11 protein-coding genes are annotated in these 16,369 nt (G+C 64.5%); 9 read left to right on the top strand and 2 right to left on the bottom strand.

Translation table 11 applies throughout. From position 1 onward, the window contains the following. Nucleotides 1-162 precede the first annotated feature (162 nt). From NKH97_RS30370 to NKH97_RS30360, 3 genes are all read left to right on the top strand, one after another. Nucleotides 163-1,359 carry a serine hydrolase domain-containing protein gene (locus tag NKH97_RS30370; protein WP_352799487.1) on the top strand — a complete coding sequence of 399 codons (1,197 nt, stop codon included), beginning with the start codon at nt 163-165 and terminating at the stop codon, nt 1,357-1,359. A 36-nt stretch (nt 1,360-1,395) separates the two neighbouring features. Continuing rightward, nucleotides 1,396-2,577 carry a serine hydrolase domain-containing protein gene (locus tag NKH97_RS30365; protein ID WP_352613214.1) on the top strand — a complete coding sequence of 394 codons (1,182 nt, stop codon included), beginning with the start codon at nt 1,396-1,398 and terminating at the stop codon, nt 2,575-2,577. A gap of 128 nt (nt 2,578-2,705) precedes the next feature. Beyond that, the gene (locus NKH97_RS30360) at nt 2,706-5,030 is read left to right on the top strand and encodes a Tex family protein (protein ID WP_352613213.1); all 2,325 of its coding nucleotides are present in this window, start codon (nt 2,706-2,708) and stop codon (nt 5,028-5,030) included. Here NKH97_RS30360 and NKH97_RS30355 read toward each other — a convergent pair whose 3' ends face one another. Then, on the bottom strand, nt 5,031-5,942 hold the full coding sequence (locus tag NKH97_RS30355; RefSeq protein ID WP_128304936.1) for a LysR family transcriptional regulator: 912 nt from the start codon (nt 5,940-5,942) through the stop codon (nt 5,031-5,033). It abuts the gene before it with no gap. Between the two features lie 137 nt (nt 5,943-6,079). On the opposite strand from NKH97_RS30355, the gene NKH97_RS30350 reads away from it, so the two are divergent. From NKH97_RS30350 to NKH97_RS30335, 4 genes are all read left to right on the top strand, one after another. Beyond that, nucleotides 6,080-7,276 (top strand): acyl-CoA dehydrogenase, encoded by a 1,197-nt coding sequence (locus NKH97_RS30350; RefSeq protein ID WP_023809977.1) that lies wholly within the window; start codon nt 6,080-6,082, stop codon nt 7,274-7,276. A gap of 111 nt (nt 7,277-7,387) precedes the next feature. Continuing rightward, nucleotides 7,388-10,747 carry a transglutaminase family protein gene (locus NKH97_RS30345; protein ID WP_352799484.1) on the top strand — a complete coding sequence of 1,120 codons (3,360 nt, stop codon included), beginning with the start codon at nt 7,388-7,390 and terminating at the stop codon, nt 10,745-10,747. A 6-nt stretch (nt 10,748-10,753) separates the two neighbouring features. Continuing rightward, complete coding sequence (locus NKH97_RS30340) at nt 10,754-13,165, top strand: circularly permuted type 2 ATP-grasp protein (RefSeq protein WP_352736226.1); 2,412 nt, start codon at nt 10,754-10,756, stop codon at nt 13,163-13,165. 3 nt (nt 13,166-13,168) lie between these two features. Next, complete coding sequence (locus NKH97_RS30335; RefSeq protein ID WP_128304937.1) at nt 13,169-14,053, top strand: transglutaminase family protein; 885 nt, start codon at nt 13,169-13,171, stop codon at nt 14,051-14,053. 56 nt (nt 14,054-14,109) lie between these two features. Here NKH97_RS30335 and NKH97_RS30330 read toward each other — a convergent pair whose 3' ends face one another. Then, entirely contained in the window at nt 14,110-14,286 is a 177-nt protein-coding gene (locus tag NKH97_RS30330) for a hypothetical protein (protein WP_352799492.1), read from the bottom strand. Between NKH97_RS30330 and NKH97_RS30325 the strand changes: the two genes are divergently transcribed. Together NKH97_RS30325 and NKH97_RS30320 are read left to right on the top strand one after the other, a co-directional pair. Continuing rightward, nucleotides 14,204-15,133: a glycosyltransferase family 2 protein gene (locus NKH97_RS30325; RefSeq protein ID WP_352799490.1), complete on the top strand. Its 930-nt coding sequence runs from the start codon at nt 14,204-14,206 to the stop codon at nt 15,131-15,133. The genes NKH97_RS30330 and NKH97_RS30325 overlap by 83 nt on opposite strands. 99 nt (nt 15,134-15,232) lie before the next feature. Beyond that, nucleotides 15,233-16,339: a DNA topoisomerase IB gene (locus tag NKH97_RS30320; RefSeq protein ID WP_023809972.1), complete on the top strand. Its 1,107-nt coding sequence runs from the start codon at nt 15,233-15,235 to the stop codon at nt 16,337-16,339. The last annotated feature ends 30 nt before the right edge of the window (nt 16,340-16,369 follow it).

The following is a 16,369-nucleotide window of genomic DNA, read 5'->3' as shown; positions in this document are numbered from 1 at the left end:
CCCCCCCATTTAAACCCCTGCATTAGGGGCGCCCGCGTCTTTTTTTTAAACCACAATTATTAACACAACCTTTGGCCCCTTGTCCAAAAAAAAACGGGGTGCCCCCGCCCCGGGCGGCCCCCCCCCCCGGGTCCGTTTTCATGTTCAAAGGACTCGGCCGTCATGGACTCCTATCGCAATTCCGATCCGCGGCCGCCGATCATGCAGGGCTCGCCGCCCGCCATGGTACCGCCGAAGCTCGACTGGGACCGGCCGCCGTGGAACCGCTGGGCGTTCCAGAACATCCGTGAAATTCTGCCGACCGCCGAAGTCTGGCGCGGCAATGGCCATCGCCACCGCTTCGAACGCGCCGAGGCCGATCTCGACGGGCTGACGGTCGAGGACAGCACAGGCGCGCCGACGACGCTCGCCGGGCTGCTCGACGAGACCTATACGGACGGCTTCCTGGTGCTCAAGGACGGCAAGGTCGCCTATGAGCGCTACTTCAACGGCATGGATGAGCGCACGCTGCACCTGTCGCAGTCAATGGCGAAGTCCCTTACCGGTTCGGTGTTCGGCATACTGGTTGGGCGCGGCCTGATCGATCCGGCCAGACCGGTAACGGACTACCTGCCGGAGCTCGGCGTTACCGGCTGGGCCGGCGCCAGTGTGCAGCATGTGCTCGACATGACCAGCGGCGTCCGCTTCTCCGAGGAGTACACCGACCGCTATTCGGACATTGGCCAGGTCGATGTCGCCACCGGCTGGAAGCCGGTGCCGCCGGGCAGCGATCCGGCCTTTCGCTGGCCATCGCACATGTTCGAGCTGATCCTGGGCTTGAAGGAAACGATCCGCCCGCACGGTGCCCAATTCGAATACCGCTCGATCGAGACCGACGTGCTTGCCTTCATCATGGAACGGGTGACGGGCAAACGGCTTCCGCAGCTGGTTTCGGAAGAACTCTGGCAAAAGCTCGGCGCTGATGAAAGCGCCTGCTTCACGGTCGACAGCGCCGGCTATGCGGTGGCCGACGGTGGCTTCAACGCGACGCTGCGCGACTATGGCCGCTTCGGCCAGCTGATCCTCGACAATGGTGGCGGCGTCGTGCCGTCCGGCTGGGTCGAGGCGACGCGCAACGGCAGGCATGGGCCGGACTTCAGCCCCAGCCTGCCGGAGGGCAGCTATCGCAACCAGTTCTGGATCGAGGACCCGCGCTCGCGCGCACTGATGTGCCGCGGCGTGTTCGGTCAGATGATCCATATCGACTGGAACACCGGAATGGTCGTGGTGAAGCTTTCGACCTGGCCGGATTTCGCCAATGGTGGCTATTCCATAGCGACGCTGAAGGCCGTGCACGCTATCGCCACGGCACTTCGCTGAGCCCCACAAAGAAGAAACGACCCGGAAGGAAACGCCATGACCGGCAAGACCGTGTTCGAGACCCGCTATGGCTTCCGGCGCAACCAGGTGGTGCTCGCCAACTGGCGCGAGAACCCGTTCAACCGGTGGTCGTTCCAGAATCTCGACGAACTGGTGCCGACCGCCCGCGTGGCGGCGACGTCGGGCGTTGTCGAAACCCCCGTTCGCGATATGGGCGGCCTACTCGGCGGAAAGGTCGCGATCGCCGGCACACCGGAGACGGTGGCTGAATTTCTCGCACGTTCGAGCACCGACGCACTGACGGTGATGAAAGGCGGCAAGATCGTCGGCGACTGGTTCGCCCCGCATATGGATTTCGGCGCCCGCCACATCATCTTCTCGATCAGCAAGTCGGTGACAGCCATCATCGCCGGCATATTGCAAGGCGAGGGGATGTTCGACCCGGAAGCGCCTGTGACGGCCTACATCCCTGAAGCCGCCGGCTCTGCCTATGGCGATGCGAGCGTGCGGCATGTGCTCGACATGAGCGTCAGCCTCGATTTCGAGGAGGCCTATCTCGATCCGGAGAGCGCTTTCGCCCGCTATCGTCGCGCCACGTTGTGGAATCCGGGCGGCGGCACGGAGAGCCTGCGCGAATTCATTTTGACCTTGCAACGCCTTGCAGAGCCGCATGGCCAGACCTTCCGCTACCGCTCGCCGAATTCCGACCTGCTCGGCCTGCTGCTCGAGCGTGCGTCGGGCCAGCGTTTTGCCGACCTGATGCGCGAGAAGCTGTGGCTGCCGCTCGGCGCTGTCAGCGAAGCCTCGATCGGCGTCGACATGGAAGGCACGGCGCGCACGGCCGGCGGCATTTCGGTGACGCCGCGCGACCTGGCGCGTGTCGGCGAGATGATGCGGCAAGGCGGGGTGGCCAATGGCCGCCGCATCGTGCCCGAGGTGTGGGTACGCGACACGACCAGCACCGGCGGCAGTGCGGACGCCTGGCAGCGCGGTGCGATGCTGCCACTGTTTCCCAAAGGTCGTTACCGCAACAAATGGTACCAGACCGGTTTGCCGAGCGGCGCCTATTGCGGCATCGGCATCCATGGTCAGTGGCTGTATGTCGATCCCAGGACCGAAGTGGTGATCGCCAAGATGTCGTCGCAGCCCGAGCCGGTCGACGATCCGCTCGATGTCGAGATCGTCGCCTTCTTCGAGGCGCTGAGCCGCATGGTCTAGACTGGGCCCGAGCCGCCACATTAGCGCACGCTTTCCTGTGGACCCGCCGGGCTGATCAAAGCGCGGCGGTTGGCGGGCCGGACGTCTGCGCCTATGGTCGCCGCTCTTTGGGTGAGAGCAGGTACGACATGGCATCCGACATCAAGCGCATTGCAGCCATCATCGCGGCCGAGATCAGCGCGCGGCCCGAACAGGCGGCCGCGGCGATCGAACTGCTCGATGAGGGCGCGACAGTGCCGTTCGTGGCGCGCTACCGCAAGGAAGTCACCGGCGGCCTGGACGACACGCAATTGCGCAATCTTGCCGAACGGCTTGCCTATCTGCGCGAGCTCGACGCGCGCCGCGACACCATCCTTGGCTCGATCCGCGAACAGGGTAAGCTGACCGAGGAGCTTGAAGGCAAGATCGTCGCCGCCACCACCAAGGCTGAGCTGGAAGATATCTACCTGCCCTACAAGCCCAAGCGCCGGACCAAGGCCGAGATCGCCAGGGAACGCGGGCTGGGGCCGCTGGCCGAGGCCATCTTGGCGAACCGCTCATTGGTGCCTGCCGAACTGGCGCTGGCCTATGTCAGCGAAGAGGTGGCCGATACCAAGGCGGCGCTCGAAGGGGCGCGCGACATCCTGTCGGAACAATTCGCCGAGAATGCCGATCTGGTCGGAAAATTGCGCAGCTACATGAAGGAGCGCGCCTTCATGCGGGCCAGGGTGGTCGACGGCAAGCAGGAGGCCGGCGCGAAGTTCTCCGATTATTTCGACCATGTCGAGCGCTGGACAAATGTGCCGAGCCACCGCGCGCTGGCGATGCTGCGCGGCCGCAACGAGGAAGTGCTGTCGCTCGACATCGAGGTCGATGCCGATGACACCTCGCCGGTGAAGCCGGTCGAGCGGATGATCGCCAATGCCTATGCCATCGGCGGCAGCCTGCCCGGCGACCGCTGGCTGATGGACGTCGCCGGCTGGACCTGGCGTATAAAACTGTCACTGCACCTGACACTCGATTTGATGCGCGATCTGCGCGAGCGAGCCGAGGAAGAGGCGATCCATGTCTTTGCCCGCAATTTGAAGGATTTACTGCTGGCGGCGCCCGCCGGCTCGCGCGCGACGATGGGGCTCGACCCCGGCATCCGCACCGGCGTCAAGGTGGCGGTGGTCGACGGCACCGGCAAGGTGCTGACAACAACGACAGTCTATCCGTTTCCGCCGAGGAACGATGTGCGCGGCACCCAGGCCGAACTCGCCAAGCTCATCCGCCTGCACAAGGTCGAGCTGATCTCGATCGGCAACGGCACCGGCAGCCGCGAGACGGAAAAGCTGGTCGCCGACATGCTGTCCGACATGCCGGCGGATGGCGGGCCGAAGCCCTTGAAAGTGATCGTCAGCGAGGCCGGCGCCTCTGTCTATTCGGCATCGGCGACGGCGGCGGCGGAATTCCCCGGCCTCGACGTGTCGTTGCGCGGCGCCGTCTCGATCGCCCGGCGGCTGCAGGATCCGCTGGCCGAATTGGTCAAGATCGAACCCAAATCGATCGGCGTCGGCCAGTACCAGCATGATGTCGACCAGTACCGTCTCGGCCGCTCGCTGGAAGCGGTGGTGGAAGACGCGGTCAACGCCGTCGGCGTCGATCTCAACACCGCCTCGGCGCCGCTGCTGGCGCGCGTTTCAGGTCTCGGCGCGTCGCTGGCCGACGCGATCGTCGCGCATCGCGATGCGACCGGCCCCTTCGCCAGCCGCAAAGACCTGCTCAAGGTGCCGCGGCTCGGACCTCGCGCATTCGAACAATCCGCCGGCTTCCTGCGCATTGCCAATGGCAGCGAGCCGCTCGATGCCTCGTCGGTGCATCCGGAGGCCTATGGCGTGGCCAAGAAGATCGTCGCCGCCTGCGGGCGCGATGTGCGGTCGTTGATGGGCGACAGTGCAGCACTCAAGGCGCTCGATCCGCGCGTTTTCGTCGATGAGCGTTTCGGCCTGCCAACGGTACGCGATATCCTGGCAGAGCTGGAAAAGCCGGGCCGCGACCCACGTCCGGGCTTCAAGACGGCGACGTTTGCCGACGGCATCGACGATATCAAGGATCTGAAGCCCGGCATGCTGCTGGAAGGCACCGTCACCAATGTCGCCGCCTTCGGCGCCTTCGTCGACATCGGTGTCCATCAGGACGGGCTGGTGCATGTCTCTCAGCTGGCCGACCGGTTCATCAAGGACGCGCACGAGGTGGTCAAGGCCGGCGATGTGGTGAAGGTGCGCGTCGTTGATGTCGACATCAAGCGCAAGCGCATCGCGCTATCCATGCGCAAGGATGGTGGCGAAGGGGGCGCGTCGAAAGGTGGGCCGCGCGATACCGGAGGCGGCAGGCCGGCACCGCGTTCGCCGGCGCCTCAGCGCCAGCCGGAGCGGCCGGCACAGCAAGGCGCGTTCGGCGCGGCGCTGGCGGATGCGCTGAAGCGGAAGTAGTTACCACGCCAGAACGGCCGGCTCCTTCTCGACCTGGCCCAGCAGCCAGTCGCGAAAACTGGCGACTGGCGGATGGCCGCGCTTGTCGTGTGGGACGACGAGATAGTAGGCGCTGCGGCTTTGCATGGGCTGGCCTGGCGCCGGCACCAATTGGCCGCGCTGCAATTCGCCTGCAATGAGGATCAGCGGTAGCAGCGCCACACCGAGCCCCGCCATGCAGGCCTGGGCGGCGGTGCCGAACTGCTCGAACTGCATGCCGGGCCCCGTCGGTGCGCTCAGGCCCTGATGCTCGAACCATTCCGTCCACGCGCCAGGGCGCGTCGCCATATGCAGCAGCGGCAACCGGCCGATATCGGCCGGTGTGGCGATGGCGCGGCCGGCGAGGAATTCGGGCGACACGACCGGCGCCACCGTTTCGCGCACCAACAGTGTCGAGTCGGCCTCAGGCCAGTCCGGCAGGCCATAGTGGATGGCGGCATCCAGCCTCTCCCTGGCGAAGTCGAAGCGGCCGATGCGGGTGACGAAATTGATGGTGATATCGGGATTGTTTTCGACGAAATCGGGGATCATCGGCATCAGCCAGCGCGTGCCGAAGGTCGGCAGAATGGCAAGGTTCAGGATGCCACTATGCCGATTGCTCATCAATCCAAGGGCTGCATCACGCAATTGCCCAAGTGCCGAACGCACCGCCTCGGCGTAGATTTCGCCCGATGTCGACAGCCTGACATTGCGGCTGTCGCGTTCGAACAGCCGGCGGCCGAATTGATCTTCAAGAAGCCTGACCTGCCGACTGACCGCGCCCTGGGTCAGATCGAGTTCCTGGGCGGCGGCGGTGAAACTGCCCAGCCGGGCCACAGCCTCGAAGGCGGCAAGGGCGCTTATGTTGGGCAAAAGGCGGCGTTGGACACTCATGATCCATTCCTATAGCTCATTGATCGGTGAATCAATTTCGTTTGATTTTTTCGAGGCGCAGGCCGATAGAACGGGCCAAGATTTTGCTTCATGCATGTCATCGTTTTGAGCGACATGCACTTGGTTGGGAGAACGCCATGGCCGCCGACAAGAATGCATTCGTCTGGGAAGATCCGTTCCTGATCGAGGGCCAGCTTTCGGAAGACGAGCGCATGGTGCGCGACGGTGCGGCGGCCTTCGCCGCCGACAGACTGGCGCCGCGGATCGAGGACGCCTACCTCAACGAGACTTTCGACACCGCGATCTTCCGCGAAATGGGCGAGGCCGGCCTGCTCGGCATCAATATCCCCGAGGAGTTCGGCGGGCTTGGCGCTAATTATGTGACCTACGGGCTGGTGGCGCGCGAGGTGGAGCGCGTCGATTCCGGCTATCGTTCGATGATGTCAGTGCAGTCGTCTCTGGTGATGTATCCGATCTACGCCTATGGCTCGGACGAGCAGCGCAAGAAGTACCTGCCCAAGCTTGCCAGCGGCGAGTGGATCGGCTGTTTCGGCCTGACCGAGCCGGATGCCGGCTCCGATCCGGGCGGCATGAAGACACGCGCCGAGAGGACAGCCAACGGCTACAAGCTGTCCGGTTCGAAGATGTGGATTTCCAACGCGCCGGTCGCCGACGTGTTCGTCGTCTGGGCGAAGCTGAAGGGCGAGAACGGCAAGGACGAGATCCGTGGCTTCGTGCTGGAAAAGGGCATGGAGGGGCTTTCGGCGCCGAAGATCGGCGGCAAGCTGTCGCTGCGGGCGTCGATCACCGGCGAAGTGGTGATGGAAGGCGTGGAGGTCGGCGAGGACGCGCTGCTGCCCAACGCAAAGGGCCTTGGCGGACCGTTCGGATGCCTCAACCGGGCTCGCTTCGGCATTTCCTGGGGCTCGATGGGCGCCGCCGAGGATTGCTGGCACCGCGCCCGCCAATACGGGCTCGACCGCAAGCAGTTCGGCAAGCCGCTGGCCGGAACGCAGCTCTACCAGAAGAAGCTGGCGGATATGCAGACCGAGATCGCGCTTGGGCTGCAGGCATCATTGCGCGTCGGGCGGTTGCTCGATGAAGGCAAGATGGCGCCGGAAATGATCTCGATCGTCAAGCGCAACAATTGCGGCAAGGCGCTCGACATCGCCCGCCAGGCCCGCGACATGCATGGCGGTAACGGCATCCAGATCGGCTACCACGTCATGCGCCACGCGCAGAACCTGGAGACGGTCAACACCTATGAAGGCACGCATGACGTGCATGCGCTGATCCTGGGAAGGGCGCAGACGGGGATACAGGCGTTTTTCTGAGCCGGCAACCGTTGCTTAAATTAGGTGCACCGCAACATCTCTGCTTGGAGAATGGCGGCCTGATGTGTCAGGGTTCGGCGAAATCGTTGAAACGCTGAATTCCGGGGCTTCATGGCAATTCTGGCAGCCGTCTATCACCTGACCCATTACAAATATGACCGGCCGGTGGTTCTCGGGCCCCAGATCATCAGGCTGCAGCCGGCGCCGCATTCCCGCACCAAGGTGCTCAGTCATTCGCTCAAGGTCGAGCCGGCGAACCATTTCGTCAATCTGCAGCAGGATCCTTACGGCAATTTCCTCGCCCGCTTCGTCTTTCCGGAGCCGGTGACGGAGTTGAAGATCGAGGTCGACCTCGTCGCCGACATGACGGTCTACAACCCGTTTGATTTCTTCGTCGAGCCGTCGGCCGAGGCGTTTCCGTTCGAGTATCCGGAAGAAATCCGCGACGATCTCGCCATCTATCGCACCCCGGAACCGGCGGGACCGCTGCTGTCGGCGCTGCTGAAGACCATCGATCGCAGCGCAGCCAACACCGTCAATTTCCTGGTCGACCTCAATGCGCGGCTGCAGCGCGAGATTGCCTATATCGTGCGCATGGAAACCGGGGTGTTCTCGCCGGAAGAGACCTTGGCCGCGAAAAAGGGGTCTTGCCGGGATTCGAGCTGGCTGCTGGTGCAGATCCTACGCAATCTCGGTATCGCGGCACGCTTCGTTTCCGGCTATCTGGTCCAGTTGAAGCCCGATCTGGTGGCGCTGGACGGTCCGCCGGGAACGGCGACAGACTTCACCGATCTGCATGCGTGGTGCGAGGTCTATCTTCCCGGCGCCGGCTGGATAGGCTTCGATCCGACCTCGGGCCTGCTCACCGGCGAGAGCCATGTGCCGCTGGCCGCCACGCCGCATTTCCGCAACGCGGCCCCGATTTCCGGCATGGCGAGCTTCGCCAATGTCGAATTCGGCTTCGAGATGCGGGTCGACCGCATCGCCGAGCATCCGCGCATCACCAAGCCGTTTTCGGACGAAAGCTGGCAGGCGCTCGACGCGTTGGGCAACAAGGTCGATGCAGCGCTTGCTGCCGGCGACGTGCGGCTGACGATGGGCGGCGAGCCGACTTTCGTGTCGATCGACGATTTCGAGTCGGCCGAGTGGAACACCGCCGCCGTCGGTCCCACCAAGCGTGAAAAGGCGGACGAACTGATCCGTAAACTGCGCGAGCGCTTCGCGCCCGGCGGCTTTCTCCATTACGGCCAGGGCAAATGGTATCCGGGCGAAAGCCTGCCGCGCTGGACCTTTTCGCTCTACTGGCGTGCCGACGGCCAGCCGGTGTGGAGCGATCCGTCGCTGATCGCACGCGAAAAGAGCGAGGCCGATATCGGCCCGAAGCAGGCCGAAAGCCTGCTCACCGCGATTGCCGGCGAACTCGGCATCGACAAGGCCATGGTCAGCGAAGCCTATGAGGATCCGGCCGAATGGCTGCTCAAGGAAGGCAAGCTGCCCGACAATGTCGATCCGTCCAACTCCAGGCTGGAGGATCCGGAAGAACGCAGCCGCATGGCGAAAGTGTTCGAACGCGGGCTGACCAAACCGTCCGGCTATGTGCTGCCCGTCCAGCGCTGGAACAGCCAGGCATCGGATCCGCGCTGGCGCTCGGAAAAATGGAAGACGCGGCGCGGCCGGCTGTTCCTGGTGCCAGGCGATTCACCGGTCGGCTACCGGCTGCCGCTCGGCACGTTGCCCTATGTGCCGCCCGAGCAATTCCCCTATATCGTGCCGGTCGACCCGTCGCTACCACGCGGCCCGCTGCCCGCGCGTGAAGCCATACTGGCCGGACCGACTCCAGCCGAACTCGAAGGCGCCGACGAGATGGCGCGCCGCCAGCAGGCGGCATCGTTCACCGCTGCGACCGGCCAGCAGGAGCGGGTCGAGCAGGAGATCACCGAGATTGGCGGCGCTGTGCGCACCGCGCTTTCGGTCGAACCGCGCGACGGGCGGCTGTGCGTGTTCATGCCGCCTGTCGAGGCGCTGGAAGACTATCTCGAACTGGTCGCGGCGGCCGAGAACGCGGCAAAGGCGATCGGCCTTCCCGTGCATATCGAGGGCTACGGCCCGCCTCACGATCCGCGCCTCAACGTCATCCGCGTTGCGCCTGATCCCGGCGTCATCGAGGTCAACATCCATCCTGCTTCCAACTGGCAGGATTGCGTGGCGACGACGACGGCGATCTATGAGGAAGCGCGGCAGACACGGCTTGGCGCCGACAAGTTCATGATCGATGGGCGCCACACCGGCACCGGCGGCGGCAACCATGTCGTGGTCGGCGGTGCGACACCCAATGACAGCCCGTTCCTGCGAAGGCCGGACCTGTTGAAGAGCCTGGTGCTGCAATGGCAGCGCCATCCGTCGCTGTCCTATCTGTTCTCTGGCCTGTTCATCGGGCCGACCAGCCAGGCGCCACGCTTCGACGAAGCGCGTCACGACTCGCTCTACGAGCTTGAGATCGCGATGGCGCAGGTGCCGCATCCAGACCAGGGCAACGCACCCTTGCCATGGCTGGTCGACCGGCTGTTCCGCAATTTGTTGACCGACGTCACCGGCAATACGCATCGTTCGGAAATCTGCATCGACAAGCTGTTTTCGCCGGACGGACCGACCGGTCGGCTGGGGCTGGTCGAATTCCGCGGCTTCGAGATGCCGCCCAATGCACGCATGAGCCTCGCGCAGCAACTGCTTGTCAGGGCGATCATTGCCCGCGCGTGGAAAAGCCCGCTCGACGGCCGTTTCGTGCGCTGGGGCACATCGCTGCACGACCGCTTCATGCTGCCGCATCATGTCTGGGCCGATTTCCTCGACGTGCTCGACGACCTCAAGCTCAACGGCTTCGAATTCAGGCCCGAATGGTTCGACGCCCAGCTCGAATTCCGCTTCCCGTTCTGCGGCGAGGTTCAGCATGCCGGCATCAAGCTGGAGCTGCGCCAGGCGCTGGAGCCGTGGCATGTGATGGGCGAGCAAGGCGCGATCGGCGGCACCGTGCGCTTCGTCGATTCCTCGGTCGAACGGCTGCAGGTCAAGACCGAAGGGCTGAACCCGGAGCGCCACGCAGTCGTCTGCAACGGCCGCATCGTGCCGATGAAGGTCACTGACAATCGCGAAGTGGCGGTGGCGGGTGTCCGCTTCAAGGCCTGGCAGCCGGCATCGGGCCTGCATCCGGCGCTGCCGGTCAACACGCCACTGGTCTTCGACATCTATGACCGCTGGTCGGGACGTGCGGTCGGCGGCTGCGTCTATCATGTCGCCCATCCCGGCGGGCGCAATTACGACACCTTTCCGGTCAATGGCAACGAGGCGGAAGCTCGGCGGCTCGCCCGCTTCGAACCGCGCGGCCATACGCCATCCGCCTATGTGATCCGTGAAGAACAACCGGCGGAAGATTTCCCGATGACCCTTGACCTTCGGCGGCCGGCAAGACTCTGATCAGCGATGGCAAAGGGGAATCACAAGAGAGGACACGGCAAGCCGCGGACCCACAGCCTGCTGGAGCACTACCAGCCGATCGACGGCGTCGTCGACGAGATGGTCGATGCGTCAGGCAATCCTCGCCCGGCCTGGAAGCATTTTGTCGAGGCGCTCGAGGAACTTGGCGCTGAAAAGCTCGGCCAGCGCTTTGCCCGCGCCGACCAGTATCTGCGCGATGCCGGCGTTTATTACCGCGTCTATGACAAGGCCGGTGCCAATGAGCGCGAATGGCCGCTGGCGCATGTCCCGGTTCTCATCGAGGAGAGCGAGTGGGCGGCGATCAGCGCCGGCCTCGTGCAGCGCGCCGAACTGTTCGAGGAAACCATCGCCGATATCTACGGGCCGAACCGGCTGGTCGAGAAAGGTATCCTGCCGGCGGGATTGATCGCCGCCAGCCCCGAATATTTGCGGCCTGTCGTCGGCACCAGGCCGGCCGGCGGCCACTTCCTGCATTTCTGCGCCTTCGAGCTCGGCCGTGGACCTGACGGCCAGTGGTGGGTGCTGGGCGATCGCACGCAGGCGCCGTCCGGCGCCGGTTTCGCACTGGAAAACCGCGTCGCCACCACACGCGCGCTGTCCGACATCTATGGCGAGATGCATGTGCACCGCCTTGCCGGCTTTTTCCGCCGTTTTCGCGATGCGTTGATCGGCATGGCCAAGGAGACCGACGGCCGCGTCGCCATCCTGACGCCGGGGCCGCTCAACGAAACCTATTACGAACACGCCTACATCGCCCGCTACCTCGGCATCATGCTGCTCGAAGGCGAGGATTTGACCGTCTCCGGCAGCCGGCTGATGGTGCGCACGGTTTCCGGCCTGATGCCGATCAGCGTGTTGTGGCGGCGGCTCGACGCCGCTTTCGCCGACCCGCTCGAACTGCGCCCGGATTCGCAGATCGGAACGCCGGGCCTGGTCGAGGCGATCCGCCAGGGCGCGGTTGCTACCGTCAATGCGCTGGGCTCCGGCCTGATGGAGACGCGCGCGCTGCTTGCCTTCCTGCCCAAGATTTCACGGGCCTTGCGTGGCGAGGAATTGCTGCTGCCAAGTGTCGCGACATGGTGGTGCGGGCAAGCTACCGAGCGCGCGCATGTGCTGGCCAATATCGATCGCATGGTGATCGGGCCGGCGCTGTCGACGAGGCTTGCCTTCGAGGACGACGATTCAACGAAGCTAGGCTCGGCTCTGTCGGCCGGGGAGCGGGCGGAACTGGTGGCGCGCATTGAACGTGATGGCGGCGATTTCGTCGGCCAGGAAGCGGTGACGCTTTCGACGACGCCCGTCTATGTCGGCGGCTGGCTGGAGCCGCGGCCAGCGAGCCTGCGCGTCTACCTGGCGCGAACGCCGGAGGGCTGGACGGTGATGCCGGGCGGTTTTGCCCGTATCGGCCTGTCGCTCGACCCGACGGCGATCGCCATGCAGCGTGGCGGCCAGGCGGCGGATGTCTGGGTTGTCAGCGACAAACCGGTGGAGCGCGAGACGCTGCTACCGCAAGAAGGCGACAGTTTCAGCCGCACCAGGCCCGGCAGCCTGCCCAGTCGCGCGGCGGAAAACCTGACCTGGCTCGGCCGCTATATCGAGCGCTCGGAAGACACGGTGCGCATCCTGCGCGCCTACCATGTGCGGCTGGCCGAAACCTCCGACCCGGATATGCCGCTGCTCGCCGACATCAGGGATTATCTCGAACCTTTCGGCATCGATGTGGAGACGGCGATCCCGTCAGGGCTGATCGGCACGCTGGATAGCGCGGTCTACAGTGCCGGGCAGATCCGCGACCGCTTCTCGCCCGATGGCTGGCTGGCGCTGAAGGACCTGTCGAAAACCATCCATCAGTTCGCAACGACGGTCGCGCCCGGCGACGACGCGACCCGGGCGATGACAGTCATCCTGCGTAAGCTCGCCGGCTTTTCCGGCCTGCTGCACGAGAACATGTACCGCTTCGCCGGCTGGCGCTTCCTCGAGATTGGCCGCCGGCTGGAGCGCGGTATCCAGATCTCCCGCACGCTGTCGCGGCTGACCAGCGCCAAGGCGCCGGACGGCGCGCTCGACATGATGCTGGAAATCGGCGACAGCGTGATGACCCATCGCCGCCAATATCCGGTGCAGGCCGGTCGGCGCACGGTGATCGACCTGCTGGCGCTCGATCCGCTTAACCCGCGCTCCATCCTGTTCCAACTTGAAAGGCTGAAGGCCGAAATCGGCCTGTTGCCGTCGCTCGGCGGGGAGGGGCAAATGTCGCCGGCGGCGAAGGAAATCCTGCAGCTCAACACCCAGATTGCCATCAAGGAGCCTTCGGACATGACGGCAAAGGCGCTGGACGACCTCGCCTATGAAATCGGCGGCCTCTACAACAGCCTCGCCAAAGCCTATTTCGGATAAAGCATGCTCTACGACATCAGGCTTCATCTGCATTACGATTACGCTGCGGCGGCCGGCGGCGGTCGTCATCAGGTGCGCGTACTGCCGTCGACGATGTCAGGCGTGCAGCGTGTCATCGCCGCATCCCTGTCCTTTGCGCCGGCACCCAACGAGCGTTCCGACTTTTCCGATTTCTTCGGCAACAACGTCACCTCGATCGCCTTTCGCGACGCGCATGACGCGCTCGACATCAGGATGAGCGCCCGCGTGTCGGTGTCTCGGCCCGAGCCCGGGCTCGACGTGTCGCCCGATATCGCCCGGCTGAGGCAGGAGCTCGCCGCGGTGCGGTCTCTGGCACCTGATGCACCGCACCATTTCCTGACGTCCAGCACCCATGCCGGCATCGACGATGCGATCACCGCTTACGCACGCGACAGCATCGCCGGCTCTGCCGCCGGCACGGTCATGAGCCTGTGCAATCGCATCTATCGCGATTTCACCTATGACGGCGAAGCGACAACGGTGCGGACCCGGGCCAGTGATGCCTTCAAGTTGAAGCGCGGCGTCTGCCAGGACTTTTCGCACATCATGATCGCCGGCCTGCGCGGGCTCGGTATTCCGGCCGGCTATGTCAGCGGCTTCTTGCGCACCATCCCGCCGAAGGGCAAGCCCCGGCTGGAAGGCGCCGATGCCATGCATGCCTGGGTCAAGGTCTGGTGCGGGCGCGATGCAGGCTGGCAGGAATTCGATCCGACCAACGGCATGCGGGCCAGCAACGACCATATCACCGTCGGCCACGGCCGCGACTATTCGGACGTGGCGCCGATCGTCGGCGTGCTCAAGACCACGGGGGGACAGGTTGGCGAGCAAGCTGTCGACGTCATTCCGGTCGTGCTCGAAAGAGCCTGAAGCAGGTCGTACACGCAGGTATTTGCGCTGCAATTCGGGATGGACAAGACTGCTTCTCAAATACCGATGCCGCCGCTAGTCTGTATTCGTTTCGGGGTGACGATAGTTGTATCCTCAAGCGCATGGCGCGAGGTTTTGTAATTGAGAGCAATCAGCGTCGTCATTCCTGCCTGTAACGCGGCGGCGACCATCGCTGCAACGCTGGCGTCGCTACGCAGCGAGGCCGAGATCATCGGCGAGATCTTGCTGGTCGACGACGCGTCGACCGATGGGACGGCAACCATCGCGCGGGAGGCCGCGGCACAACTGTCGTTGCCGCTGCGCGTGCTGTCGGCCAAATGCCGCGATGCAGGCGGTGCCCGCAATTTGGCGCTGGCCGAAGCGGTCTATTCCTGGGTCTACCTGATCGATGCCGACGACCTGCATCTGCGGGGCGGGTTGCGCGCACTGCTCCGCAAGGCCCGGGAGCAGCCGGAGGCCGACATGATCGTCGGTGCCTACCGGCGACGGGTGAACGGCCAGGACCGGCAGATCAAGATGCCGAACGGCTACCAGGCTGCGTGCCTGGCAAATGCTTCGGCCTATGTCAAAGGCGACATACGTTCGGTCGCCGTGGGCAGCGTTCTGGCATCGCGGACCCTGATCGGCGAGACGCGGTTCCCGATCGGAATGGCCTATGACGAGGACGCGCTGTTCTGGGCACGGCTGATGAGCAAGGCATCGCTCGCCATGGTTTCGCAACCTGTCATGGTCTACGAGGTTTCGCCGGTACGTTCCGATGACCGCTTTGCCATCAACCCGGTGCGGCGCTTCCTGGACTGGCGCCGGGAACTGCGCACACTCACCGACTGCAACATCCCGTTGTCGGCCCTCAAGGCCAGGGAAGGCCTTGTCGCCCTCAAGATCGCCCGGGTCCACTATGCGCGCGGCGATCTGGGCACCGCGGCGCGCTTCCTGGCGGTAGCCGCGGCCGCGCCAAAGCGGCGCTCAGAAGCTTGGCGCTGCCTGCGCTACAGGTTCAAGCTCGCGGCGCGGCGGCGTTTGTCCGCGCCGCCGATCAAGCTGGAAGGCGCTCTGTAGGCGCCAGCCAACACGATATCGGCGCGAGACGCTTTTCGGACGGCGCGTGGAACCAGCGGTCGGCCAGTGGCTTATCTACGGAATTCGCGTGGAGCCGACATGTTGCAAAAATCCGGATTGTCGCCCAGCCGACCGGCTGGCCAGGATGCTGTGTCGCCAGATGGCGCGCCCAAAAACGGGGCACAAAGCTCGGCCGACCATGCGTCGCTTAGCTATGTCAGTGATGCTGAGCCCGGTATCCGGCGGCTGAAAACAGGCAAGGGGTTTTCCTACCAGGGACCGGACGGAGGGACAGTTTCGGACACTACCAGGGCCCGCATCGAGGCGATCGTCATTCCGCCGGCCTGGAGGGATGTGTGGATTTCGCCGGACGCGGACGGCCATATCCAGGCAACCGGCAGGGACCAGCGCGGACGCAAGCAATACCGCTATCATCCGCAATGGGCCGAAGAGCGCGATGGTGCCAAATATTCGAGCCTGGTTGCTTTCGCCGAGAGCCTGCCGGACCTGCGGCACAGGATCGACAGCGATCTGCGCCGTCGTGGCCTGCCGTTCGAGCGTGTCGTCGCCGCGGTCGTCTGGCTGCTCGACAACACGATGATCCGCGTCGGCAATGCCGCCTACGCCCGTGACAACAAGAGTTTCGGGTTGACCACGTTGCGCGACCGGCATGTGGATATTGTCGGTTCAAGTCTGCGCTTTGCCTTCAAGGGCAAGTCGGGCAAGGAGTGGAAGCTGAAGCTGGTCGACCGCCGCATCGCCAGGATTGTGCGCGGCGCACAGGACCTGCCAGGCCAGAAGCTGTTCCAGTATCTCGATGAGGACGGCAACAGGCGGCCGGTCCGCTCCGAGGACGTCAACCGCTATATCCGTGAGGCGGTCGGTGACGCCTTCAGTTCGAAGCATTTCCGCACCTGGGGCGGCACCATTCACGCCGCGTCGCTGTTTGCCCAAACGGAACTGCCGCAAAGCCGGGCGCAGCGAAACAGGGCGATGAACAGCGTTATCGACAAGGTTGCCGAGCGGCTGGGCAATACGCGTGCCGTCTGCCGCAAATGCTATATCCACCCGCGGGTCTTCGAAGCGTGGTCCGAGGGGCGGTTGCTGAATGAAATGGCGCAAGCCAACAAACGCAAACGCTCAATCGATGGTCTCGATGACGAGGAAGCTCTCGTGCTGCGATGGCTGAAACCGCGAGAAAGCTGACCAGCGCGGCCGGCCGTGGCCAAATCCGCC

The sequence above is a fragment of the Mesorhizobium sp. M0870 genome (assembly GCF_040319775.1).
GTDB lineage: Bacteria > Pseudomonadota > Alphaproteobacteria > Rhizobiales > Rhizobiaceae > Mesorhizobium.
This window is presented reverse-complemented; position numbering and strand designations above follow the sequence as displayed.

Excerpts from the sequence above, each read along its gene's own strand:
- NKH97_RS30350 (WP_023809977.1), top strand. The coding sequence starts at position 6,080 with ATGGCCGCCGACAAGAATGCATTCGTCTGGGAAGATCCGTTCCTGATC.
- NKH97_RS30340 (WP_352736226.1), top strand. The coding sequence starts at position 10,754 with ATGGCAAAGGGGAATCACAAGAGAGGACACGGCAAGCCGCGGACCCAC.
- NKH97_RS30360 (WP_352613213.1), top strand. The coding sequence starts at position 2,706 with ATGGCATCCGACATCAAGCGCATTGCAGCCATCATCGCGGCCGAGATC.
- NKH97_RS30365 (WP_352613214.1), top strand. The coding sequence starts at position 1,396 with ATGACCGGCAAGACCGTGTTCGAGACCCGCTATGGCTTCCGGCGCAAC.
- NKH97_RS30320 (WP_023809972.1), top strand. The coding sequence starts at position 15,233 with ATGTTGCAAAAATCCGGATTGTCGCCCAGCCGACCGGCTGGCCAGGAT.
- NKH97_RS30335 (WP_128304937.1), top strand. The coding sequence starts at position 13,169 with ATGCTCTACGACATCAGGCTTCATCTGCATTACGATTACGCTGCGGCG.
- NKH97_RS30330 (WP_352799492.1), bottom strand. The coding sequence starts at position 14,286 with ATGATCTCGGCCTCGCTGCGTAGCGACGCCAGCGTTGCAGCGATGGTC.
- NKH97_RS30370 (WP_352799487.1), top strand. The coding sequence starts at position 163 with ATGGACTCCTATCGCAATTCCGATCCGCGGCCGCCGATCATGCAGGGC.
- NKH97_RS30355 (WP_128304936.1), bottom strand. The coding sequence starts at position 5,942 with ATGAGTGTCCAACGCCGCCTTTTGCCCAACATAAGCGCCCTTGCCGCC.
- NKH97_RS30345 (WP_352799484.1), top strand. The coding sequence starts at position 7,388 with ATGGCAATTCTGGCAGCCGTCTATCACCTGACCCATTACAAATATGAC.